The 23,997-nt window shown below is 65.1% G+C and carries 20 protein-coding genes; 17 read left to right on the forward strand and 3 right to left on the reverse strand.

All coding sequences use genetic code 11. From position 1 onward, the window contains the following. Window positions 1-6 precede the first annotated feature (6 nt). The 3 genes from L0U82_RS34255 to L0U82_RS34265 form a co-directional block, all read right to left on the reverse strand. The gene (locus tag L0U82_RS34255) at window positions 7-360 is read right to left on the reverse strand and encodes a BMA_0021/BMA_0022 family TOMM bacteriocin (protein ID WP_233838074.1); all 354 of its coding nucleotides are present in this window, start codon (window positions 358-360) and stop codon (window positions 7-9) included. Further along, a complete protein-coding gene (locus tag L0U82_RS34260; protein ID WP_233838075.1) occupies window positions 353-4,438 on the reverse strand; it encodes a TOMM system kinase/cyclase fusion protein in 4,086 nt (1,361 codons plus the stop codon). The genes L0U82_RS34255 and L0U82_RS34260 overlap by 8 nt, the downstream gene beginning before the upstream one ends. Window positions 4,439-4,536: 98 nt before the next feature. Beyond that, window positions 4,537-5,550, reverse strand: a complete 1,014-nt coding sequence (locus L0U82_RS34265) for an FHA domain-containing protein (protein WP_233838076.1) — start codon at window positions 5,548-5,550, stop codon at window positions 4,537-4,539. Window positions 5,551-6,179: 629 nt separating this feature from the next. Here L0U82_RS34265 and L0U82_RS34270 point away from each other — a divergent pair. The 17 genes from L0U82_RS34270 to L0U82_RS34350 all read left to right on the forward strand — a co-directional run bounded on the left by L0U82_RS34270 (window position 6,180) and on the right by L0U82_RS34350 (window position 23,990). After that, window positions 6,180-6,728: a hypothetical protein gene (locus tag L0U82_RS34270; protein ID WP_233838077.1), complete on the forward strand. Its 549-nt coding sequence runs from the start codon at window positions 6,180-6,182 to the stop codon at window positions 6,726-6,728. A gap of 115 nt (window positions 6,729-6,843) precedes the next feature. Continuing rightward, window positions 6,844-7,437, forward strand: a complete 594-nt coding sequence (locus L0U82_RS34275; RefSeq protein WP_233838078.1) for a hypothetical protein — start codon at window positions 6,844-6,846, stop codon at window positions 7,435-7,437. Between the two features lie 110 nt (window positions 7,438-7,547). After that, complete coding sequence (locus L0U82_RS34280; protein ID WP_233838079.1) at window positions 7,548-8,783, forward strand: papain-like cysteine protease family protein; 1,236 nt, start codon at window positions 7,548-7,550, stop codon at window positions 8,781-8,783. A 52-nt stretch (window positions 8,784-8,835) separates the two neighbouring features. After that, a complete protein-coding gene (locus tag L0U82_RS34285) occupies window positions 8,836-11,808 on the forward strand; it encodes a hypothetical protein (protein ID WP_233838080.1) in 2,973 nt (990 codons plus the stop codon). Next, window positions 11,805-12,386 (forward strand): phage tail protein, encoded by a 582-nt coding sequence (locus L0U82_RS34290; RefSeq protein ID WP_233838081.1) that lies wholly within the window; start codon window positions 11,805-11,807, stop codon window positions 12,384-12,386. The genes L0U82_RS34285 and L0U82_RS34290 overlap by 4 nt, the downstream gene beginning before the upstream one ends. A gap of 67 nt (window positions 12,387-12,453) precedes the next feature. Beyond that, entirely contained in the window at window positions 12,454-13,758 is a 1,305-nt protein-coding gene (locus L0U82_RS34295; RefSeq protein ID WP_233838082.1) for a flavin monoamine oxidase family protein, read from the forward strand. Window positions 13,759-13,860: 102 nt separating this feature from the next. Next, the gene (locus L0U82_RS34300; protein ID WP_233838083.1) at window positions 13,861-14,826 is read left to right on the forward strand and encodes a S1 family peptidase; all 966 of its coding nucleotides are present in this window, start codon (window positions 13,861-13,863) and stop codon (window positions 14,824-14,826) included. Window positions 14,827-14,980: 154 nt separating this feature from the next. Continuing rightward, entirely contained in the window at window positions 14,981-15,889 is a 909-nt protein-coding gene (locus tag L0U82_RS34305) for a LysR family transcriptional regulator (protein WP_233838084.1), read from the forward strand. 136 nt (window positions 15,890-16,025) lie between these two features. Then, window positions 16,026-16,235 carry a tautomerase family protein gene (locus L0U82_RS34310; RefSeq protein ID WP_233838085.1) on the forward strand — a complete coding sequence of 70 codons (210 nt, stop codon included), beginning with the start codon at window positions 16,026-16,028 and terminating at the stop codon, window positions 16,233-16,235. Beyond that, window positions 16,232-17,038, forward strand: a complete 807-nt coding sequence (mhpD, locus tag L0U82_RS34315) for a 2-keto-4-pentenoate hydratase (RefSeq protein ID WP_233838086.1) — start codon at window positions 16,232-16,234, stop codon at window positions 17,036-17,038. Before L0U82_RS34310 ends, mhpD begins: the two co-directional genes overlap by 4 nt. After that, window positions 17,035-17,802 carry a 2-keto-4-pentenoate hydratase gene (locus L0U82_RS34320; protein ID WP_233838087.1) on the forward strand — a complete coding sequence of 256 codons (768 nt, stop codon included), beginning with the start codon at window positions 17,035-17,037 and terminating at the stop codon, window positions 17,800-17,802. Before mhpD ends, L0U82_RS34320 begins: the two co-directional genes overlap by 4 nt. A 45-nt stretch (window positions 17,803-17,847) precedes the next feature. Next, window positions 17,848-18,810 (forward strand): acetaldehyde dehydrogenase (acetylating), encoded by a 963-nt coding sequence (locus L0U82_RS34325; protein WP_233838088.1) that lies wholly within the window; start codon window positions 17,848-17,850, stop codon window positions 18,808-18,810. Then, window positions 18,807-19,826: a 4-hydroxy-2-oxovalerate aldolase gene (gene dmpG / locus L0U82_RS34330; protein WP_233838089.1), complete on the forward strand. Its 1,020-nt coding sequence runs from the start codon at window positions 18,807-18,809 to the stop codon at window positions 19,824-19,826. The genes L0U82_RS34325 and dmpG overlap by 4 nt, the downstream gene beginning before the upstream one ends. An 82-nt stretch (window positions 19,827-19,908) precedes the next feature. Then, window positions 19,909-21,189 carry an MFS transporter gene (locus L0U82_RS34335; RefSeq protein ID WP_233838090.1) on the forward strand — a complete coding sequence of 427 codons (1,281 nt, stop codon included), beginning with the start codon at window positions 19,909-19,911 and terminating at the stop codon, window positions 21,187-21,189. A 134-nt stretch (window positions 21,190-21,323) separates the two neighbouring features. After that, window positions 21,324-21,770, forward strand: a complete 447-nt coding sequence (locus L0U82_RS34340; protein WP_233838091.1) for a carboxymuconolactone decarboxylase family protein — start codon at window positions 21,324-21,326, stop codon at window positions 21,768-21,770. Then, the gene (locus L0U82_RS34345; RefSeq protein WP_233838092.1) at window positions 21,767-22,663 is read left to right on the forward strand and encodes an amidohydrolase family protein; all 897 of its coding nucleotides are present in this window, start codon (window positions 21,767-21,769) and stop codon (window positions 22,661-22,663) included. The genes L0U82_RS34340 and L0U82_RS34345 overlap by 4 nt, the downstream gene beginning before the upstream one ends. A 79-nt stretch (window positions 22,664-22,742) precedes the next feature. Continuing rightward, window positions 22,743-23,990, forward strand: coding sequence for a porin (locus tag L0U82_RS34350; RefSeq protein ID WP_233838093.1), 1,248 nt, complete (start codon window positions 22,743-22,745; stop codon window positions 23,988-23,990). The last annotated feature ends 7 nt before the right edge of the window (window positions 23,991-23,997 follow it).

Below are 23,997 nucleotides of genomic sequence, written 5' to 3' on the forward strand. Positions count from 1 at the left end.
TCAGCCTCACTCGCCGCATTCAAGAATGTCGATGTGCTTCGCGTTGTATGCCGCGAGCGCGATGGCGAACTGGTCCTGCTGCGCCGGTGCGGGCGGTAGCATCAGTTCGAGTGCATTGTTCTGCTTTGTGATCCAGCCGCCGTTGGTGGGCGGCGACCACGACGCGCTGTCGGGATTCACCTTCAGCGCGAGGTTCAACGGATAGTGATAGCCGAAGCGTTCGAGCAGCGCGGCTTTCGGGTGCTCGATCAACTGTTCGAGAAACGCCGGATCCTGCCACGCCGCCGCGATCGCCTGAACGATCACGGCGCGGTACTCGAGAAACTCGTCGTAAGTCGGGAAACTGCCAAGCTCACTCATTGATGCTCTCCAGTTGGAGGGGTTGAATGGTGTGTTGCAATCGTCGCAGTGCTTCCTGCGCCTTCCGTGTGACGCGAACCATCGAGACTGGCTCCGCGAGCGCCAGTGCGCGGCGACACAGCGCGATGGCTTCGGTGCGATCGTGGTGCGCGTCCGCATCTGGCAGATAGAGGACTTTCTTCAGCAGCAGTTCGGCTTCGTAATAGCGCTCGTCGAGCGCATCGCATAGCGCGAGGCATTGATCGATACCGGCTAGCGCGGCCGCACGGTCGCCGTGCATCGCATCGATCTCCGCAACCAGCGACGCGTAGTACGTCAAGCCAAGCTGGCATCCCGAGCGGCGCAGCGCGTCGAGGTGCGCGACGGCCGCGTCGCGGTCGCCGTCGCACCACGCATGCACGATCGCGGCGTAGCGCTCGACGGCGTTCAGACCGTATAGGCGCGACAGCCGCAGAATCTCCGCGGACGTGATACGCGCGCCGTCGCGATCGCCCGCGCATTGCTGCATTCTCGCGAGATACATCAGCGTCACGCCGAGCGTCGGCAGATGGTCGCTGCAGGTCGCGCTGTACACCGCTTCGTGGGCTTTTTGCAGCGCCGCGTCGGTGCCGTCTTCCATGCACCACATCACGCTCGCCAGCGCGGCCATCGACCACGCGCGGATGTCGAGGCCAAACGTGCGCCAATGACCGGCGTCGCGCGACACGTCGTAGCAGTCGAGTGCCTTTTGCAGAGCAACGCGCGCGGGCGCGCAATACCCGTCGATCCACAGGCTCATGCCGTGCATCGCGTGCGCGGCGACGCCGATGCTGTCGTCGTCGCGGGTCGTGGCGAGATGCATCAGCCGCGCCGCGATGTCGCGCACGGCGGCGCGATCGCTCGCGACGTGGTGATAGGTGGCGAGCGTCCACAGCGCGCTGGCGGCAAGGTGCCCATCGTCGAGTTCGCCAAGTCCGCCGGGACTGTCGACGCGCCGCAGCAGGCGCTCCGCATCCACGCGCACTTCGGGCGCTGCCCAGCCGAAGCGGGCCATTCGCGCATGCGTGAGCGTGAGATCCGCGCGCGCGGTGTCCAGCTCGCGGTCCGCGTGGCAGCAATGCTCGAGCCATGTGTGCACGGTCTGCGCGTAACGGATCGCATCGTCGTGCAGCGCGCGTTCGAGTGCGCGGCGCGCCGCCCGCAGTCCATGCCGCACGGCATCGGCATGCAGGCTCGCGGCGGCGAAATGGTCGGCGACGCGTGCCGGGTCTCCGGCCGCCGCGGCGAGCGCATGCGCGACACGCTCGTGATTGCCGCGACAGAGTCGGGCGGGCATCGACCCGTAGGCGGCGTCGCGAATCAACGCATGACGGAATGCATACGAGACCCCGCCGAGTCGATGCCGCGCGTAGACGACTCGCGCTTCGAGCAGGCGCCGCAGATGTTCGTCGAGCACCGCGGCATCGTGCGGTGACGCGGCGGCCAGAAGTTGCGCATCCACTTCGAGGCCGATCGTCGCGGCGAGCTGCGCGGTGTCGCGCGCGTCGTCGACGCGGTCGAACGACAGTTCGAGCATGTCGCGCAGACTGCCCGGCAACGGGTAATGCCCGGACGTCGCGACGCCCGCCAGCGGACGGCCGGGCTCGGTCGCCGCGCCGCTCACGAGCAGTTCGCGAATGATTTCCTCGGCGAATAGCGGAATGCCGGCCGTGCGATGCGCGAGAAATTCGAGCGATGCGGGCTCGATGTCGTCGTGCGCGAACAGCGCGGCGATCAGCTGGCGCGTGTCGGCGCGCGACAGACGGCGCAGCGTGAGCCAGCTCGCGAGGCCGCGCCAGCGCGCCAGATTCTCGGGACGGGACGTCAGTACCACCCAGACCGGTGCGCCGCCGGGATGGCGGCTCAATGCATCGAGGAAATCAGCGGTCGCGCGATCGATCCACTGCACGTCCTCGATAACGAGCAACACCGGCGCGCCGCCGTCGACCGACACGAGCAGTTGGCGCAACACATCGAACAGCATCTGCTGCTGACGCGCGCCCGACCAGCGCAGCGTGGCTATACCGCTGCCGCTGCCCATACCGATACCGAGCCATGCGGCCAGCGTCGCGCGCGCCGCCGCGTGATCGCAGTCGAGCGGCGCGAGCATTCGTTCGAGTACGGCCAGCGCAATCTCGGGCGGCCCGTCGATATCGATCTGCCAGTGCGACCTGACGAACCGTAGCACCGGAAACAACGCGTCATTGATCTGCTCGGGCAGGCACACGCAACGGGCGATCGTGCGATGCTCCGCGCGCACCGCCTCGCATAGCTCATGCACGAGACGCGACTTGCCGATGCCCGCTTCGCCGACGATCAGCCGCGCATCCGGGCGCTTGCCGGAGGCAGGCACAGCATCGGGCGACTGCGCCGCGACGAACGCACGCCAAGCGCGAATCAGTGTGTTTCGCTCGCGCTCGCGGCCGATCATCGGCACGCATGCGCGCTGATCGAGCGAATCGAATTGCGCATGCTCGTGGCGTTCGCCCAGCAGCGCATGGACCGGTCGCGCCGCCGCGCCCGCGGTCGCGAATTGCAGCGAGGTCGGCCCGTAATCGATGTAGCGTTCGAGCGAGCGGCGCGCATCGTCGCTCAGCAGGATCTGACCGGGCTGCGCGCGCCGCAACAAGCGGACGGCCTCGCCGGACATCGCGCCGACCGGCCGCGTCGATGTCTGCGAAAACAGCGTGCCGACGTGTAGCGCCGCGGCGATCTCGACGCGCCAGCGCGGTGTGCGATTGCCGGTATCGGGCGGCGGCCTCGGCGCGATGCTCGCCGTGCGCACGATGTCGAAGGCGGCCCGCGCCGCGCGCCGCGCCGCACGATCGATTCCGTCCGGGTAACCGAAGTAGAACAGCAGCGTGTCGCCGAGCATGCCCGCGACCTGACCGCCGTAGCGGATCGCGATGTCCGCGCAGCGGGTCAGCCATTGCGCTTCGTAGGCGTCGAGCGGGTCGGGGTGGGGGGGCGTGGTGGGCTCGTCCGTGCCGGCGATCGTGACGTTGCAGCACAGTGCGGTGACCTGTCTGCGTTCGCCGCGTTGCGTCGCCGCGTCGGCGCCGGGTGCGGCCGTGGGCGTGGTTGTAGGTGTTGCATCCGGCGCGGCGACGTGCACGGCAATGTGTGCGGAATCGGGCGCGCGCGAAAGCGGCTTGCGTCGCGCCGGACGATAGCCGAACTCGCCGACCAGCGCCGCGAAATGAATGTCGCGAAACCGTTCGAGCAGTTCGTCCGCCGATCCGGCCCGCTGCCGCGGGTCCTTGTTCAGCGCGAGACGCAGTACAGTGCCGAGCGGATGCGCGGCGATCGGCGGCGGCAGTGCAACGTCGACCGGGCTGAGTTGCTGATAGAGGATCTCCGCGATGCTCGCGCCCTGCATCACCGCCTGCCCGGTCAGGCATTCGATGACCATCAGCCCCCATGCGTAAAGATCACTCGCAACGGTCGGCGCTTCGTTGCGCAACTGCTCGGGCGCGCAGTATTGCGGCGTGCCAAGCACATCGTCCGTTTGCGTGAGCGTGTGCTCGTCGACATGTCGCATGTCCGGCAGCAACGCGCCGATGCCGAAGTCGAGAATTTTCGCGTGCGGCGCATCGTCGATCGTCGCGACCATCACGTTCTGCGGCTTCAGGTCGCGATGCACGACACCGGCGCGATGCGCACTCGCGAGACCGTCGAGCACCTGCGTCATCAGCAGCCCGGTGGTGACGGCCGGCAATGCGCCGCCTGCGCGCAGTACGTCGCGCAGCGTGCGCCCCGGCACGAACTCGAATACGGCGAACAGGCTGCCGTCCGGCGTCTCGCCCTTATCGAGCAGCGCGACGACGTGCGGATGATGCAGGCGCTCGCAGAGCCGCGTTTCGCGCTCGAAACGCAGGCGCAGACGCTCGCGCGCCTCGCCGGGCTGCGCCGCGTCTTCACGCAACAGCTTGATCGCGACTGTGTGCCCGGTCTCGATGCAGGTGGCCCGATAGATCGAGCCGCTCGCCCCTTCACCGAGCAGCGCACCGGGTAGGTAGCGATGCGTGCGCGGACCGCTTGCGAATGTGCCATCGAGCATCGGCAGTGATGTCGATAAAGGCTTCGCTGAGGACGCCCCCGAGGACGCCACTGATGACGTTACCGAGGTCACGGAGAGCGTGGCCGTCACGATCGCGCTCAGCCGGCGTGCAACGACGGCAGCGTGACCGCCGGGAGCGGCCGATACAGCGCGCAGTCGGCCGGCGCGGCGGGCGCGGACTGGCATTCGAGCGCTTCGCCGCGAAACACGCGAAAACCGGTCGCGCCGAAGCGCACGCCGCCGCGGCGCCGTTCGACCAGTTGCGCGCTTCCCGGTGACAGCAGCGCGCCGACCTGCGCGCGAGCGCGGTGAATCTGCACGTTGACGTGCGATACATCGGTGCCGAGCATCCGCGCGAGCGCTTCGAGATCGACCCAGCCTTGCGACGCCGTGTCGTAGCCGGCCTGCGCATCCGCGCAACGGCGCCGCGCCAGCGTCACGATGCAATAGTGATGCGCGCGCTCGCCGAGGTCGACCGTTCCGCCGCGCGTATGCAGCACCGCGCGCACATGCTCCTCATCGCGGCTCACCGTGAAGTCGATCTGCTGCAATTGTCCGGACAGCTCGGACGGTTCGCGCATCGCCAGCGTCGAACGAGGTCCGTGCGCGAGCACGAGGCGCCATGCCAGATGTCCCGACACGATCTCGTCGCCGTCGCGCAATACGCGCATTGCCGGCGTGTCGTCACACAGCCAGTCGCCGTCGGCGGAGCGCAGCACGGTGACCGCGGGCGTCGCGTCGCCAGGCAGCAGATGGACGGTGTCGAGAAGAATCGGTTTGGCGGGCTCGCACAGCGGCCACAACATGTCCGCGGGATCGCTCAACTCGCCGACCCGCCAATGCGCCGCGCTTGCCTTGCTGAAGTGAATCAGATCGCCTTGCCGCAGCACCACGCGTTCGCCGTCCCGCACGAGCGTGCCGGAAACCAGCGTGCCGTTGCTGCTGTGATCGTGCAATTCCCAGCGCCCGCCCGACCAGCGGATATGCGCATGCATCCTGGACACGTACGGATCTTCGATCACCGTATCGCACCGCCTGCTGTCCCGTCCGAACGTGTGATGCGCGCGCAGCAGACAGGACTTCCCCGGAAAACTGTTTTCAAGTGTCGCCACTGCCACACCTTCTCGTGTCTGTTCTCTGTACGATTACATTTATTTTACGTTTATCGCTAATGGATAAATCGACTTGCCGAATGGCCAGATCGGCATTTTTAATCGCCTCCATTCAATGCCGCATGTATATACGCAGCGATTTTTTATTCAAATTTTATAAGCGGGTGCCAATAGTGCACGAGGTCTAATGTCCGCGCAAGCGTTTGTCGCTACATGGCTATCATCAACGCTGGAGCAGCAAAAAAGTTCATGCGTTATGAGTTATCGGCTATGCGGCGGACATCAGAACGCAATAAATCCGTGCTGAAGCAGGCGCGCAATATTCTCCGCGTGGATCGAGGTGTAATGGCCTGTAATTGCTGAACCGCCGCAGTCGTTTCAACATGAATGCACTCAGAACGACAGGAAATTCTTCGTGGCTCGGGGGGCTTTCAGCGTTGATTTTTTAACGCAAACGGATGGCCACGAACACTTTTTTCTCTGAGTCTTCGTTGCAGTGCGCGTCGTCGTTTTCTACGGTTTTCCACGGCTTTCCATGGAATTTGCTGGAAACGCGAGCGCCTGTTGAACGAAACCGGTCCGCTGTCAACTTCGATGTCCAAACCCGATTTTTTCTTGAGGATTTACAAATGAGCGCACTGACTTTTCTCAATACGACTCCGTACATTGCCCAGTTCGTCGTGTACAAGGGCGAACAGATCGTAGCCCGCCTGCCGGGCATCGCGCCGAACGCGCAACTGCAGGTTCCGTCGGACGACACCTACCAGGTCGTGGCCAGCACGATTCTCGAAGGCAACACGTACACGTCCGCGCCGGCGACGGTGTCGGGTGCGATGGGCTTCGTCGCACAGGTCAAGCAGAACAACCAGCAAGGCACCTACGACTTCGAAATGAAGGTCGAAGCGAGCAATGCCGCCGACCAGATGGTGTTCCAGAAGACCACGATCAACCCGGTGACGTTCACGATCTCGAAGAACGGCGTGCAGTTGCAAAGCGTCGTCGTGCAGAACTCGTTCCTCGTGAAGACGCTGCAGATCGGTAGCACGTACTCGATGTACGCGGTGATCAACGGCGTGACGACGGGCACGACGCAGACCACCAATGCGAGCGCGGTGATCACGGCGCAGATGGACAACACCGATCTGGAGTCGGGCTACTTCACGCTCACCACGGCGTAATTGGCGCGGCCGCACACGTAGCGCGCGAGGCGCGCCGCATGTGCGGTCCGCGAGCGAAGGTTCTCACTCGTGCCCAGCGTAGCCGATACCTATGAACTCTCCCGCTTCGAGCCACATGTCCAGTCGCACGTCTGGCCACATGCTGCACGTCGTCAACCGCACTGCACGGGCGGCGCGCGTGCGGCTGTCCTGCGCGGATCACATGATCTGGGACGTCTGGGTTACGCCGATGGGAGCCGCGCTGGCCCCCGCTTTTGCACCGCAGCGGTTGACTCTCGACGCGCGCGTCATCGAGCGCGCTACACAGGTCGCTTATCACAGCACCGCGGCCAGCGTGGACGCAGTCAGCGCGATCACCGCGCGGCTCGTGTTGCAGAGCGGCGCCCGTATGTTCACGCTCGACGCTAGCCCTCAAACCGCGGCGCCCGGATTGCACGTGCGCAACGAAAGCAAGGGGATGCTCGATTTCGTCGCGCGCTATCTCGACAGTCCGTATCGGCTGGCGGGATTCGTCGAGCCTGGCCGCACGCTGCGGATCGCGTATGCGCCGCTCGATCTGGTGATCGTGCAGGACGGTCTGAGCGTCGTGCAGCGGTTACCGGCGGCTGAGGGCGCGTGGGTCATCGAGCCGTCGTCTGTCGTGGGCGGTTTTCCGCTGATCGGGCCGTTGTCCGCGCGGGAACGCGACGTGGGCGACCCGGCTGATTGATGGGTCTGCGCAAGCACACGGCAACACGCTGAAACGTACCGAAGAAACATGCGGACCGGGCAGGCCGCTTTCATTCATCAACCGCTGCGTCATTCCATTCGAGGTTAGTCATGCCAGTACTCAATCCTTATCCGCACGCCCAGCAGCAAGCGCCCAACTCGTGCTGGGCCAGCGCGGCGCGTTCGATCACGAACTGGTATCGCAGTACCGGCCGCGGAATTCCGAACGGGCCGTTCTATGGCTCGGATCAGGCGTTCGCGAACGCGTGGGCGACTGCCACGAATAATCGGGCGTACGCCGATATCAATGTCCAGCGATCCGCGGCGCTGGCGCTCGCCAATCTGCATTTCAACAACAACATTGATGAGCGGGCGTTTCCTACCGCGGCCGAAGTTTACGACTCGATCAACCTCGGCGAACCGCTGCTCGCGATCGTCGCCGCCGTTCCGCCGAATCCAAGCCCGAATCGGGCGTGCACCGAGGGCCATTGGGTCGTCGTCATCGGTATCAGCAGCAATCAGGACGACGCGACGATCGATGTGTTCGACCCGGACGACGGGCTGATTCATCAGCGGCCGTATAGCGACACGATCTACCAGCCGGGCGTGTACTGGCAGAACACATCGTATGTATCCGAATATTCGCCGTACGTGCAAAGCGACGACGAAGACATGGATGCGGATGACGTGATTGCACAGTCGCCGGTGCTGGTTCGTTCGGCCGCGCCTGTGACAGCGGCTGCGGCGCCTACGCCGACATCGACTTCCACGCCGACGTCGACTCCCACGCCGACACCAGCACCCACGCCAGCACCAGCACCTACGCCAGCACCAGCACCTACGCCAGCACCAGCACCCACGCCAGCACCAGCACCTACGCCAGCACCAGCACCTACGCCAGCACCCACGCCAGCACCAGCACCCACGCCAGCACCAACACCCACGCCAGCGCCGACACCAGCACCAACTCCCACACCCGCACCGCCCCCCACCGAGGTCAGCCCATGGACAGGCGAAGCCCGCGGCGATGTCGCGCTGCAGGTGGACTGGGCCGCGCAGGGCAATGGCGCCAGCGTCCAGCTAACGATCGCGCAAACGGGTGGCCCCGGCGAGACGCGCAGTTATCAGGCCGTTTTGGGCCGCACTCCCGGCATGAGCAAGCAGGGCATCTGGCAGTTCGGCGCGGCGAGCGCGCCGCTCGAATTGACGCTCACGCTGAGCCATGTGTCGGCCAAGTCCGGCGGTCCGGCGACTCAGGCCAACCTGTGGGCGTCCTATCCGCTGACGCAGGCGGAAGGCGTGCACAAGGTCATCGCGTCGTGGCCGATCGACGGGTCGCAAACCTGACCGCAAACCTGACGCCGATCCGATACCTATCTGACCCGACACGGAGCTGTTCATGAACGAATCCACCCGAGCGCCGATTCCATGCGGCGACGGCCAATGGGATGTCACGATCCGTACCGGCGTGCGCTTGCGCGTCGACTGGAAGTGGCACGACGAAGGCCAGCGTATCGACGTGGATTTGCTGCAACTGGCGGGGCCGGGCATGCCGCATCACTACACCGGCATCCTTAGCCTCGCCCCGGCAGGTCTGCGTAGCCGCACCTGGGTGTTCGGCTCGGCCGACGCGCCGGTCGACGTGACGTTGAGCCTGCGCCGCGAACACCCGGACGCGAATTCGCTGCTGTGGGCGAACGTGCCGCTGAAGCCCGACGAGTTCTTCTCCGACGCGATCGCGCAGTACAAGCCGCTTCCGCCGCCGCCCGATCCCATTCCTGATGATCCCGACGATCCAGACGATCCCGAAGAAATCGCGATCGACGCGCTGCCCGGCGCCGCCGATCTGTTCCCGCTGCTGTGGCTGCGTCCGCCGAGCGCGGGGCAACTGGCCGATGCGCTGCTGCGCTACATGAGCGTCGCCGATCCGTCGAGTCTGCCGCTTTACCAGCAGCTTGCCGCGATCAGCGGTGCCGGTGCGGCCGCGGCGAAACAGAAAGCGGCAACGGCTTTTCGCGGCACCTCGTCATTCATCTCCGATGTCGCGACGCAGCCCGCGCCGATCAACCAGCTGCCGGCGATGCGCGTAACGCTGCTCGCGACGGCCGGCCCTCGCACGCTGGACGAACTGCTGAGCGAGGCGCAAGCACTGCTCGGCGAAAGCGTCACCGATTTTCTCGCGAGCCCGGTCTACACGACCGCGCTGCAGGACGCATGGCAAAGCGTGTTCGTGCTCGCACTGGTCGGCACCACGGTCGACGGCATGCTGGCCGCGCAACTCGTCGACGTGCTGCGGGTGATGCATTACCTGCAGGCGCTTGCGGCGAACACGGCCGCGATGTGCGCCGAGGCCGTGCGCCGGCTACTGCTCGACGCGACACCATCGCTGCCCGATGCAGTGACGGCCGCGCCGCTATCGGGCAGCAGCAGCGCACCGGCGCCCGCACCAGCACCGACGCCCACACCAGCGCCCACGGGAGCACCAACCCAAACCCAACCCCCCGCCATCATCGGCCAATGGTCGCTGCTCGGTGTCGGCGAAGTCGAGGTCGCGCGTCAGACGCTGACAGGTTATGCGCCGGGAGAACTCGCCGAGGTCGTCAACCTGATGCCGCGTGAGCGGCAGGAACGGCATGAGCGCAGCGTGCAGGCCAGCGAACGGCAAACGAGCCAGGACGAAGAGCGCAGCCGCAGCGACGATCAGACGAGCCACGGCGACGCGATGAGCGAACTCGCCGACACGCTGAAAGAGGCGATGTGCACCGAAGGACTCGTGCGCAATCTGAGCAACGTGACGCCGAGCTACAGCAATCTGAATCTGTTGCTGACCGGGACCGCCGCCGATGGCTCGGGAAAGCTGAAACTCGACAGCGGCAACGTCGCGCGGCTCGTGCAGCGGATGAGCGAACAGGCCGCGCAGAAAGTCGCCGACCGCGTGAACGCGCAGCGGCGCGACGTGTGGCGCGAGTGGCGCGAGCGCCGCGAATCGCAATGTATCGACAACCGCGACGGCGAGCGTCTGGTCGGCGTCTATCGCTGGGTCGACCGGCTGCTGCGCGTAGCGCTCAAACCGCGCGGCCGTCATCTGGTGCTGGCCGTGCAGCTGCAGTCGCCCGCGAGCGCGTGGATCGCGCAGGTGCTCGCGCAAGGGCCGCTGCCGCTCGTGAAGCCCACGCCGCTCGCCGCCTTCGGCACCGCCGACGGTCAGGGCTATGCGCTCGTCACGCCCACCAACTATCAGAGTTGGGGCGCGCAATACGGCCTGACCGATCTGCCCGCGCCGCCTCCGCAGCAGATCGCCGTGTCCGCGCAGATCAATCGCGTGACGGTCGCCGACAGGTCGCTGCTGCGCGTCCCCGACGGCTATGCGGTCGCGTCGGGCAGCGCGACGCTGGCGATGGCGAGCACCGCGTATGGTCTCGTCGCGAGCGTCGGAGGCACGTCGCTGACGGGCAATACCGCCGGTGCGCCGGCCGCGGTGAGCGTGACGATGCCGACGGTCTCGTCGTCGAGCGTCAGCAATCCCACGCTCACGCCGCCGTCGCCGCCCGTTGCGTGGTTGAGCACCACCGTGTTCCAGAGTACCGATGCGATCGTCGGCGCGCGCGGCGCGGTGCCCGTCACCGTGATGAGCGATGCGCCGTTGTTCGCGCTCAGTGTCGAGCTGAGCTGTCAGCGCGTGACGTTGACCGATCCGGTGACGCAGAACGTCGTGGACCCGCTGCTCGTCGAATGGCAGATGCAGGTCTACACGCGGCTGCTGCGCGCGTGGCAGGACCAGTTACGCACCTACGACGCCGATGCGGCTGCGCGCATCGCGGCGGCGAGTGCCGGCGAAACCGCGGAAATCCAGCGCGGCGTGCTGCAGGGCGAATGTCTGGAACTGCTGTGCGCGACCAGCGCGACGAACGATCCGCAGGCACTGACCGGCTTCTTTGACTGGAGCTGCATGAGCTGGCATTACGACTCGCCTCCGGCGGGCACCGGGCCGCGTTTGACCGATGCGCCGGCCGCACCGGTCGTGACCGAACCTGCGTCGGCGCGTCTGTTTCGCCGCTTCCTTGCTGCCGATCTCGCATGGGTGCTGATTCCGCTGCGCGCCGAGACCCAGGATGCCGCGCTGTTCGCACTGCAATGGCAGGCGCGCTGGCCCGCGCCGCCGGTGCCGCGCGTCGATGGCGGCGCCGATGTGCCGGTCGCGCAATCGACCGTCATTGCGCTCGAGGAACAGCGCGGCGAGCCCGCCGTGCTCACCGAGCCGCGCCGCGCATGGACGCTGCGCGTGCCGCTGCCGCTGATCTATCTGCAACGCGGCGATGCGCTGCCGCAATTCGGCCCGCAAGCGCCGCACGAACCCTCGGAGACGCCATGACAACCCCTTCATCCGTCCATGACCCGCGCGACCCGTTCGGCTGGCCGATCGGCATCGTGGTTCCGTATGCGGGCCTGCTGGCCGCAACCGATGCGAGCAGCACGATCATCAACCAGATCCGCGCTCAACTGAGCCGTCAGGGCTGGCTCTATTGCGACGGCAGCGCCTATTCGATGCAGGCGTACTGGGAGCTGTATGGCGTGATCGGCACGAGTTTCGGCGGCGACGCGACGACGTTCAACGTGCCCGATCTGCGCGGCCGTTTCGTGCGCGGCGTCGACGGTGGCGCGGGCAACGATCCCGACGCGGGCACGCGCACCGCGAAACCGCCGAGCGGCGCATCCGGCGATCACGTGGGCTCGTGGCAGGCCGATGCGTTCCAGGGCCACGAACACTTCTACACGTCGACGATGGAAGGCCCCGAGACCGCCGAACCGCCTGGCGCTCCGCTGCTGATCCCCGAGCCCGAACAGCCGACCACCGGCGTGACGACCGACAACACGCACGGCACACCGCGCGTCGCGTCCGAAACGCGCGCGGTCAATCTCGCGCTGAACTACCTGATCCGTTATCGCTGAACCGGCGGCCGGCTCGCGGGATGTTGCCCGCGTACGCGCCGCCCCCTTCGTTAAAAGGAGCGTTGTCATGAAAGTTGCAATCGTCGGCGGCGGTGTCGCGGGTATCGCGGCCGCCTATACGCTGCTCGCGGACAAACGCGTGAGCGCCGTGCATCTGTTCGAGGCGACCGGTCGCTACGGCGGACGGGCCTGCACCGACACCATGTCGGTTCCCGGCTTTGCATTCGACAAGGGCGCGCAGTACATCCAGGACCCGACGCTCAATCCGCTGACGGCGATCGCGGCGAAGCTCGGCTTCCACACCGTCGAGGAACGCGCCGACTACCGCCTGCGCGTCGAGACTGAAAACGGCTGGGAAACGCTGCCGACTACCGAGCCCGCGGTTCAGGCGATCGTCGATGAAATTCAGGCGTCGTTCGATCGGAACAGCAAGAAGCCCAACGTGATCGTCGCGGGCAAACCGCGCAAGATCGGCGACGCCGAACTGTTCGGCCATGCGACGTCGACGTATGGTCCGTTCACCGAATCGGCGGAGACGTGGCAGTACATCGCCGCCGATCGCGCGCGCGAGGCCGAGGGTGACGGCAAGGACAATCTGTTCGTGAAGGAGGGCATCGGCAGTCTGGTCGCGGCGTGGGGCAAGAAACTGCGGCCGACCTTCGCCAGCACCTACACTGAGCACTTCGGCGCGGTCGTGTCGAGGATTGCCTACGACGACGATCAGGTCACGCTCACGTATGGCACCCAAAGCCTCGCCGTGGATGCGTGCATCGTCACCGTGCCGGTGTCGGTGCTCGGCGACGGCAGCATCGTCTTCGAACCGGCGTTGCCGGACACGCACCGCAACGCGCTGAAGGTGCTGCGCCTCGGCTCGTACAAGAAGCTGGCGTTGCGGCTGCGCACGTCGCCCGCCGACATCGTGCCGGGCACCAACTACTACCTCGCCGAAGACGAGCCGCCGGGCGTCTGGCAGTACTACCGTCTGCCGTACGCGGCCGACGTGCTGATCGCGCACGCGGCCGGCGACTTCGCCGCGGCGCTCGATCGTCTCGCCGATAGCGAAGTGTTCACGCTGTTCAAGAGCCGCATCCAGACCGCGTGCGATGGCGTGTTCTTTACGACCGGCCGTGCGATCACGAACTGGAGCAATGAACCTGCCGCACGCGGTGCGTATTCGTACAGCGCGTTCATCGGCGGCGGACCCGACGATCCGAACGCGTTGAAAGCGCGCAATGCGCTGGCCGTACCCGTGAAGCAGCTTCACTTCGCGGGCGAGGCCACCGACCCCGCGTGTTACGGCACGCTGCAGGCCGCTTATTTCTCGGGCGAGCGCGCGGCGCTGGAGGTGCTGGAGGACAGCCGCGCAACGTGAGCGGTGCCGCGTTCGAATCGCGCGGCATCCGCCGCGCGGGAGTCAGGACCGACTCATCGGCACGGGCCGGCGATGCGGTTAATCGATAAAGGGAGCCATCTGATGTATCGCACAGTCAGCGTAACGAACTATCCGGCGCGCAGCGCTGTTTTGCAACGCGCGCACGAGCGCATCAGCGACATGATGACGGGCGCGGGTACGCGTCTGCCGGTCACGCTCTGTCATATCGACGCCGAGTGTGGCCACGTGGCCGTCGGCATCGACACGGCGGCGGCCATCCCGCACGTGCGCCGCGATCTCGAAGCGCTGGCGGGCGACGCGCCGCTGCGACTCTTTCATTGCGCGCCCGCCGTGCGTCATGCCAACAAGCGCGACCACAACCGGCCGCTGCTGGGCGGGCTTTATCTCAGCTGTCCGGAGGTGCAGAGCGAGGGGACGCTCTGTCTCGAGGCGAAACGTCACGGTCAGACGGGCTTCGTGACCTGCGGACACGTGGCGGTGCGGGAAGACGTCAGGGTCTATCAACCACGGCAAAGCCAGGCGAACGACTGGCTCGTGGGGCAGGTGGTCGCGGTCAGCGGCTACGCCAGCATCGCGAGCAGCGACAGCGCGTTCGTCTCCTGCGTGACCGGCATCAGGGAACGCGCGATCTGGAAATCGAACGGCACCGAGTACACCGTCGACGGCATTTACGACGCGCCGGCTCGCGGCGTCGCCGTGGCGATGCAGGGAGCGTCGACTCAGACGACGTTGCGCACAGGTGTGATCTGCGCGAAGAACGTGACGGTCACGTTCGATGATCAGGGCGTGCTGACCGATCAACTGCTGGCGAACTACCGCAGCTCCGGCGGCGACAGCGGCGCACCGGTGTTCTATGTCGCCGACGGTGCGTCGGTGTACATGGTCGGACTGAACGTCGGCGCGACGCTCGCCGACCACGCGGACCCCCAGCCCGATCAGGGCGAATGGCCGCCCGCGGATAACGGCACCTATGCGGTGATCAGCCCGTGGATGAATGTCGAGCGCGATCTGGATCTGACGCTGGGGTTGCCGACGGTTACGCTGTAGTTATCGCTGCGTGGTCGTGATGCTGTGCGCTTCGACCCGGCCCGCGGCCGGGTCGAAGCCGCGAGCGTCGTCCGCCGTGGCCACAGACATTGGTGCACGCCCATCGCAACGCGTCTGCTAGAGTACGCCGACCCAAAAATGCGGTGGAGACGCTGTGGACCTGAAACAGATGCGCTATTTCCTGGCCCTCGCCCAGGACCTCAATTTCGGCCGCGCCGCGGCCCGGCTGAATATGGCGCAGCCGCCACTCACACGGCACATCCGCGCGCTCGAAGAAGAACTGGGCGTGCAACTCTTTATCCGCACGCCTAAGGGCGCGGTGCTGACGGAGGCCGGGCAGACCTTGCTCGACCAGGTCCCGAATGTGCTGCTATTGGCAAGCCGCGCCGAGGAAGAGACCAAATTGACTGGCGAAGGCTATCTTGGCCGCCTCGATGTGGGTATTTTCAGCTCCGGCATTCTCAACGTGATCCCGCGTTTGCTGGCCGATTTTCATAAGGCGCGGCCGGCCGTGAAAATCAGTGTTCACAACATGTCGAAGGCCGACCAGATCGCGGCCTTGCATGATCGCCGGATCACGATCGGTTTCAATCGTCTGATTCCTCCCGACGAAGGTCTGTGTGTCGAGCCCGTGATGAAAGAGCGCTTTTTGCTGGCGTTGTATGAAGGGCACCGGCTGTGTTCGAAAAAAACGGTGTCGCTGCGCGATCTCGACGACGAACCGATGATCCTCTATCCGAACGCCCCGGTTCACGGCCTTGCACAGGAAGTCGCGCTGGCGTTTCGCGCGGAAGGGCTGCGCTTGCGTGTCGAACAGGAGGTCGAAGATGTCGTCACATGCATCGCCCTGGTCGCGAGCGGTTTCGGCGTGGCCGTCACGACGGAGTCAGCCGCCAACCTGCGATTGCCGCACGTGGTCTACCGGCCTTTGAGCAGCAGGCACCTGGGCGCGATCGAGCTGAGCTGTCTGTATCGTCGCGATGACGCATCGCCGACGCTGCACTTCTTCCTCGAAGTCATCAGGCAATTCGCCGCCAAACGCAGCCGGCGTATCGAGATCTGACGCGCAGAGTCCAATCCAACTCGATACCGAAACAGTATCAAGATCTGAAAATTCAGTATTGGACGACATCGCCCATGGTTTGACAAGATGATGTTCATCGACGCGGCCCACGCGTCATCAACATCATTGGAGAGCCATGCCGATCGTTCAGATTTCGCTTCTCGAGGGACGTGATCCGTCACTCGTCAAGCAATGCATCAAGGAAGTCGCGCGCACGATCCACGAGACGCTCGACGCGCCGTTGGAATCGATCCGCGTCATCGCGACCATTGTGCCGGCCCAACACTGGGCGGTGGGCGATCGTACGAAGGACGAAGCATCCGCCTTCAAGGATGGCGAAAGATGACGCCGTCCAGTCTTGACGCCGCGGCCGCCGCGCTGCGCGAAGCCGCGCAAAGCCGGCACTACATCGCGCCTTTGCGCGACACCTGGCCCGAACTGAGCATCGACGATGCGTACGCGATTCAGCTATTGAATACCCAGCAGCGGCTCGCGCAAGGGCGCCGCGTCGTCGGCTGCAAGATCGGCCTGACGTCGTTATCGGTGCAAAAGCAACTAGGTGTGGACCGTCCCGACTTCGGCATGCTGTTCGACGACATGAGCTACGGCGACAGCGAGCCGATTCCCGCATCGATTCTGACGCAGCCGCGCATCGAAGCGGAGGTCGCGTTCGTGATCGGCCGCGATATCACGGTGCCGAAGCCCGGCCATCTCGACGTTATCCATGCGATCGATTACGCGCTGCCGGCGCTGGAGATCGTCGGCAGCCGCATTGCCGACTGGAATATCCGGATCGCGGACACGATCGCGGACAACGCATCGTCGTCGGCATTCGTGCTCGGCAGCAGCCCGCGCAAGCTGTCGGAATTCGATCTGCGGCTGTGCGGCATGGTGATCGAGCGTCGCGGCGAGCCGGTCTCGGTGGGCGCGGGCGCGGCCTGTCTCGGCAATCCGATCAATGCGGTGGTGTGGCTCGCTCGCACGATGGCCGAACTCGGCACGCCGCTGAAAGCCGGGGACCTGGTGCTGTCGGGCGCGCTTGGCCCGATGGTGAGCGTCACGCCCGGCGATGTTTTCGAAGCACGAATCAATGGACTCGGCGCGGTGCGGGCCGTTTTTGAACACGACCCGGACGAGGTGCGCGCATGAATATGATCGACGAAGTAGCGCTGACGCTGGACAGCGCCGCGCGCGAAGCACGCGCAACCGCGCAGTTCGATAGCGACGGCCGTCTGTCTCTCGAGGATGCGTATGAAATCCAGCGCGCGTCCATTCAGTTGCGCGTCGCGCGTGGCGAGCGCCGTGTCGGTGTGAAGATGGGTTTCACGAGCCGCGCGAAGATGGTGCAGATGGGTTTGTCCGACGTGATCTGGGGGCGTCTGTCCTCGGGCATGCAGATCGAGGAAGGCACGGCGATCGATTACTCGCGCTTCGTCCATCCGCGGGTGGAACCTGAAATCGCATTCGTGCTGAAGCGTCCGCTGGCCGGCGATGTTTCGGCTCCCGAAGCACTCGCGGCCGTGGAAGCGATTGCACCGGCGCTCGAGATCATCGACTCGCGCTATCAGGACTTCAAGTTCACGCTGCCCGAAGTCATCGCGGATAACGCGTCGTCGAGCGGCTTCGTCGTCGGACCATGGTGCAGCCCTTGCATCGATTTCGGCAATCTCGGCCTGACGCTCAATATCGATGGCCGGCCGCTGCAGATCGGTTCGACGGCCGCGTTGCTCGGGCATCCGTTGCGTTCGCTGGTCGCCGCGGCACGTCTGTCGGCGCAGGCCGGCGAACCGTTGCAGGCCGGCTGGATCGTGATGGCCGGCGGCGCGACACCGGCGGAGTGGATCAAGCCCGGCCAGCACGTTTCGGTCGACATGGAACGGCTCGGCAGTGCCAGCTTCCATGTGAAGCGCTGAATGCAGAGCGCCGAAACAGGCCAAACTTCCGCAACAGGAAACCTCATGAACGGCAAAGTGAAAGTGGCGATCATCGGTCCGGGCAATATCGGCACCGACCTGATGATCAAGGTGATGCGCAACGCCAGGCACCTCGAAATGGGCGCGATGGTCGGCGTCGATCCGCAGTCCGATGGTCTCGCGCGCGCCGCGCGTCTCGGTGTCGCGACGACCGCCGAGGGTATCGACGGTCTGCTCGGTCTCGACGTGTTCAACGACATCGATATCGTGTTCGATGCGACCTCCGCCGGCGCGCACAAGCGTCATAACGATCTGCTGCAGGCGCATGGCGTGCAGGTGATCGACCTGACGCCCGCGGCGATCGGCCCGTATGTGATTCCCGCGATCAATCTGGAAGCGGAGAACGCCACCAACATGAACATGGTGACGTGCGGCGGACAGGCGACGATTCCCGTCGTCGCGGCGGTGTCGCGCGTCGTGAAGGTGCATTACGCGGAAATCGTCGCATCGATCGCGAGCAAATCGGCGGGACCGGGCACGCGGGCGAATATCGACGAATTCACCGAGACCACGCGCAGCGCGATCGAAAAGCTCGGCGGCGCGACGCGCGGCAAGGCGATCATCGTGCTCAATCCGGCCGAACCGCCGCTGATCATGCGCGACACCGTGTTCGTGCTGTCGGAGCTGGCGGACGAGGGCGAGGTGCGCGACAGCATCGAGAAGATGGTCGCCAGCGTGCAGGCCTATGTGCCGGGATACCGGTTGAAGCAGCAGATCCAGTTCGACGTGATCGAGCCGTCGAAGCCGTTGAACGTACCGGGCCTCGGTCCGATGCACGGCCTGAAGACCTCGGTATTCCTCGAAGTGGAAGGGGCCGCGCACTATCTGCCGTCGTACGCCGGCAATCTCGACATCATGACTTCCGCCGCGCTCGCGTGCGGCGACCTGATGGCAAGCCGCCGGATGGCGGCGGGCATCGCTCGCGGCAAACTGGAGAGCACGCAATGACCGCACGCAGCAAGCTTTATATTTCGGATGTCACGTTGCGCGACGGCAGCCACGCGATTCGCCATCAGTACAGCGTCGCAAACGTCAGAGCCATCGCGACGGCGCTCGACGAGGCCGGCGTGGACAGCATCGAAGTCGCGCATGGCGACGGTATCGAAGGCTCGAGTTTCAACTACGGCTTCGGCGCGCACAGCGACGTCGAATGGATTGCTGCCGCGGCGCAGAGCGTGAAGCGCGCGAAGATCGCGACGTTGCTGCTTCCCGGCATCGGCACCACGCATGATCTGCGCAATGCGTTCGACGCCGGCGCGCGCGTGGTACGGGTCGCCACTCACTGCACCGAAGCGGATATCTCGCGGCAGCACCTCGAATTCGCGCGCGAACTCGGCATGGACGCAGTCGGCTTTCTGATGATGAGCCATATGACCACGCCGCAAAAACTCGCCGAGCAGGCGAAGCTGATGGAGAGCTACGGCGCGTCGTGCGTGTACGTGGTGGATTCCGGCGGCGCGCTCGGCATGAACGATGTGCGCGAGCGCTTTCGCGCGTTCAAGGATGTGCTTCGGCCCGAGACCGAAACCGGCATGCATGCGCATCACAACCTGAGCCTCGGCGTCGCGAACTCGATCGTCGCGGTGGAAGAGGGTTGCGATCGCATCGATGCGAGCCTCGCGGGAATGGGCGCGGGCGCCGGCAATGCGCCGCTCGAAGTGTTCATCGCGGCGGCCGAGCGGCAGGGCTGGAACCACGGCTGCGATCTCTACAAGCTGATGGATGCGGCCGACGACCTGGTACGTCCGCTGCAGGACCGGCCGGTGCGTGTGGATCGCGAAACGCTCGCGCTCGGTTATGCGGGGGTCTATTCGAGCTTCCTGCGCCATGCCGAAATCGCGGCGAAGAGGTACGACCTGAAGACCGTCGACATCCTCGTCGAGCTGGGTAAGCGCAAGATGGTCGGCGGCCAGGAGGACATGATCGTCGACGTGGCGCTGGATTTGCGCTCGCGGGTCGTCTGACATCGCAGCATCGGCTGACAGGATTTGCAACGAGCGCCCGTAGAGCGCCCTGCGCCTGGCAGCAGCATAAATGGAGACGGTGGTGACTACACAAGACAATCAAAAACAGCTGGAAAACAGGGTGCTCGGCGTGACGTTTGCCGGCTGGGCGCTCGACGCAATGGACTTCATGTGCTTTGCGCTGATCACGCCGGTGTTGATCAGGACGCTCGGCATGAGTCACGGCAAGGCCGGCGCGATCACATCGGCGGCGCTCTTCACGTCCGCGCTCGGCGGCTGGGTGGCCGGCGTGCTGGCCGACCGCTACGGCCGCGTGCGGGTGCTGCAATGGGTCGTGCTGTGGTTTGCGGCTTTTTCCGCGCTGTGCGGCTTTGCGACCAACGCCGACCAGTTGCTGGTTCTGCGCGGATTGCAAGGATTCGGCTTTGGTGGCGAGTGGGCGGTGGGCGCCGCGTTGATCAGCGAAATGGTCCGGCCGGAAAATCGCGGCAGGACGATGGGCATCGTGCAGAGCGGCTGGTCGGTCGGTTGGGGCTGCGCGATTCTGCTGGTCGGCGGCGTGTTTATCGTGTTCCCTGACAGCATCGGCTGGCGCGTCGTGTTGTGGTTCGGCGCAGTGCCCGCATTGCTGGTCGTCTATATGCGCCACAAGCTGCCCGAATCGCCGGTGTTCGTGAAGGCGAAGCAGGCGTCCGTGCAGCCGCCGTCGCCCGGTGCGATCTTCGCGCCCGGCTTGCGCCGCAACACGCTGCTCGGCTGCCTGATGACCTTCGGTCTGCAAGGCGGGTACTTCGCGGTGCAAGGCTGGCTGCCGACTTATCTCGCCAACGTGCGCGGCTTTTCGATGGGCCATACCGCGCTGGACCTGTGCGTGGTGATCGTCGGATCGTTCAGCGGCAATCTTTCGCATGGCTATCTGAGCGATCGCATCGGCCGGCGCATCACGTTCATCGGCTTTGCACTGTGCGCGGCGCTGGCGATCGTGCTGTACATGCTGATTCCCGTCGGCCACCTCGGTCTCACGCTGATGGCGCTGCCGCTCGGCTTCTTTACGTCCGGTGTCTACGGCGGCGTGGGCGCGATTCTCGCCGAACTCTTTCCGACGCTGCTGCGCGCGTCGGGCCAGGGCTTCACGTATAGCTTCGGACGCGGGATGGGCGCGGTGTTCCCGGCAATCGTCGGCGGTATCAGTGCGTATCTGTCGCTCGGCATGGCGATTGCGGTATTCGCATCCGCGGCCTATGCGCTGGCAGCGATCGCGGTGGCGTTCATGAAAGCGCCGCGGCGCGACGAACTGACCAACGAACAACCGGACGATAACCGGCAGCGGCAAAGCCATCTGCGCTCCGAGCGTCCCGCCTGATCGACCCTGGTCGTATCCGGCCTGGCAGTGGCCTGCATCATCGGCACCCGGTTCGGTATCTCGATAGCGCTCGCGTTTTCGCGTTTTCGCGTCTTCACCCACCGGGCGTATCAACTTAATTCAAGGAGCCTCAAATGGCTGATAGCAAGCATGATCCCGCGGTATTGAAGCAGGCGTTCGGCGACGCGAGCGAGCGCGATCCCAAAGCGGCACAGCGTGCGCAGACCTACGAGCAGATGGCGGGCTTCGTGCCGCCGCGTGTCAAGACTCGCCTGGCTGTGACCGGCGCACTCGATCCGGCGATGCTGTCGCTGCAGGAGGACGCGCGCGATCACGCGCTCGCCCCCGCCTGCTTCGACGAGAAGACCACGCAATTGATGGTGTTCGGCATCATGCTCGGACAACTGAACGACGCGGCGCAGATGCACGCAATCGCCGCGCGCCGCGCCGGCGCCAGTTGGGAAGAGTTGCAGGCCGTGATCAATCTTTGTTACCTGTTTCGAGGGGTGCCGGCCGCCAATCGCGGCGCCGACATGCTGGCCGCGATCGCGATGCGTGAAGCCGAAGGCGCGGCGCAATGAGCGTCGACCCTACCGCGAGGCCGACGGATCACGCGTGTCCTGGCCCGGATCGCAATACGAAGCGGCCGGCGTTCAGGCTGCCGCGGGGAACCTGCGATTGCCACGTGCATATATTCGGGCCGCAGGCCGCCTACCCATTCAGTGACGCACGCAGCTACACGCCGGAAGACTGCACGGCGGACGATCTGGACCTGCTGCATCACACGCTGGGTATCGACCGTGTGGTGGTCGTACATGGCGGCGCGCACGGTATCGACAACCGGGTGACGCTCGCCGCGCTGGACCGCTCGCCGAACCGCATGCGTGGCGTAGCCGTCATCAAGCCGGGTCTGCCGCAAAAGACGCTCGAAGACATGCACAGGCGTGGGATGCGCGGCTGTCGGATGTCGACCGTGGTAAGCGGCGGCGCGGGCTTCGAGCATCTGCAGGATCTCGCTCGCGAGACGAGCCCGCTGGGCTGGCATCTGGTGCTGCACTTCAACCGTTCCAGCGAACTGGTGGATGTCGAGGCCTTGCTGCAGCGTACGCAAAGCGATTTCGTGCTGGACCACATGGCGCGTATCACAGCAGCCGAAGGCGTGGCCTCGGCCGCGTTCAGCACGATGATGCGTCTGCTCGATACCGGCCGCTGCTGGGTCAAGCTCGCGAGCCTCTACCGGCTGTCGGGCGAAGCCTATCCGCATGCGGACCTGCTGCCGATGATCGAGCGCGTGGTCGCGCATCGTCCTGACCGGGTGCTATGGGGCAGCAACTGGCCGCATCCGATCTGCCCGGTGCCGATGCCGAACGACGGCGACCTGGTCGACCTGATACCGCTATGGCTGCCGACCGAGGCACTGCAGCGCCAGGTACTGGTGGATAACCCGGCGCGCCTGTACGGATTCGATAGCTGACTGGCTGATAGCCGTTTGGAAAATAACAGTCGCGGAGTGGCGAAGACCAAACCGCGAGGATCAGTGGTGGAGATAAGAAATGAACAAGTCCCCTTTTCTCGCAGCGGGGCTGCTGGTATTTGCCGGCGTCGCGCATGCGCAAAGCAGCGTCACGCTGTATGGAATTATCGACGAGGCGCTGGTCGTGCAAAGCAATCAGCGCATTACCGCGGCGAACCCCGCGACCGGCAGTCCGGGCACCGGTGGCCGCCGGTACTACCTCGATTCGCTGTCAGGTATCAACGGTAGCCGCTGGGGCATCCGCGGCGCGGAAGATCTGGGCAGCGGGCTCAAAGCGATATTCACGTTGGAAAGCGGTTTTAATCTGAATAGCGGCGCGCTTGCGCAAGGCGGTCTGCTATTCGGCCGGCAGGCATTCGTTGGCTTGAGCAGCGACGAGTACGGAACGATTAGCGTGGGCCGCCAGTATGACGACGTGGTCGACTATATCGGCCCGCTGATTTTCGCCGGCAAAATGGGCTCGATCTTTTCGGCACTGCCCGGCGACATGAACAATGCCGACAGCGGTCAGCGCATCAATAACGCGATCAAGTATGCGAGCCGTAACTATGCGGGGCTTACCTTCGGCGCGATGTATAGCCTGGGCGGCGTGGCAGGCGCGGGCGCGCGCAATCAGGTGTACTCGGCGGGCATCGGGTATGCGCATGGGCCGTTGAATCTGGCGGCGGCTTATCTGAGAGCGAATCAGCCGAACGTGTCGGTGTTCAGCAATAGCGCGACGAGCGCCGGGACCATCGGAACCGCCACTACCAGCGTAACGACACCGGTGTATAGCGGCTATATGAGCGCGAATTCGTATCAGGTGGCGTCGGCTGGCGGCTCGTATGCATTGGGTCCGGTGAGCCTTGGCATGATCTATTCGAACGTTCAGTTCCAGCATCTCGGCAGCAGCCTGTCGGCGATCGGGACGAATGCCGTACCGGCCGGCGGCGGCCGCGGCACCGCGATTTTCAATGCGGTCGAGGTCAATACGATCTGGCGCGTAACGCCTGCGTTGCAAATTGGCGGGGCCTATTCGCATACCGCGGGCAGTTCGGTGACGGGAGCGAACGGCAAGGCTTTCGGCGGCGCGCGATACGATCAGTTCGCGTTGGCGACCGACTATGCGCTGTCGAAGCGAACAGACGTGTACGTGGCTGGTATTTTTCAGACCGCGAGCGGCACGGATTCCACCGGCGCTCGCGCGGTCGCCAACCTGAACACGGCGACCGCGTCGTCGAACAATCATCAGGCGATCTTACGGGTGGGGATGCGGCATAAGTTCTAAGCGCGAG

Source organism: Paraburkholderia sp. ZP32-5, assembly GCF_021390495.1.
Lineage (GTDB): Bacteria > Pseudomonadota > Gammaproteobacteria > Burkholderiales > Burkholderiaceae > Paraburkholderia.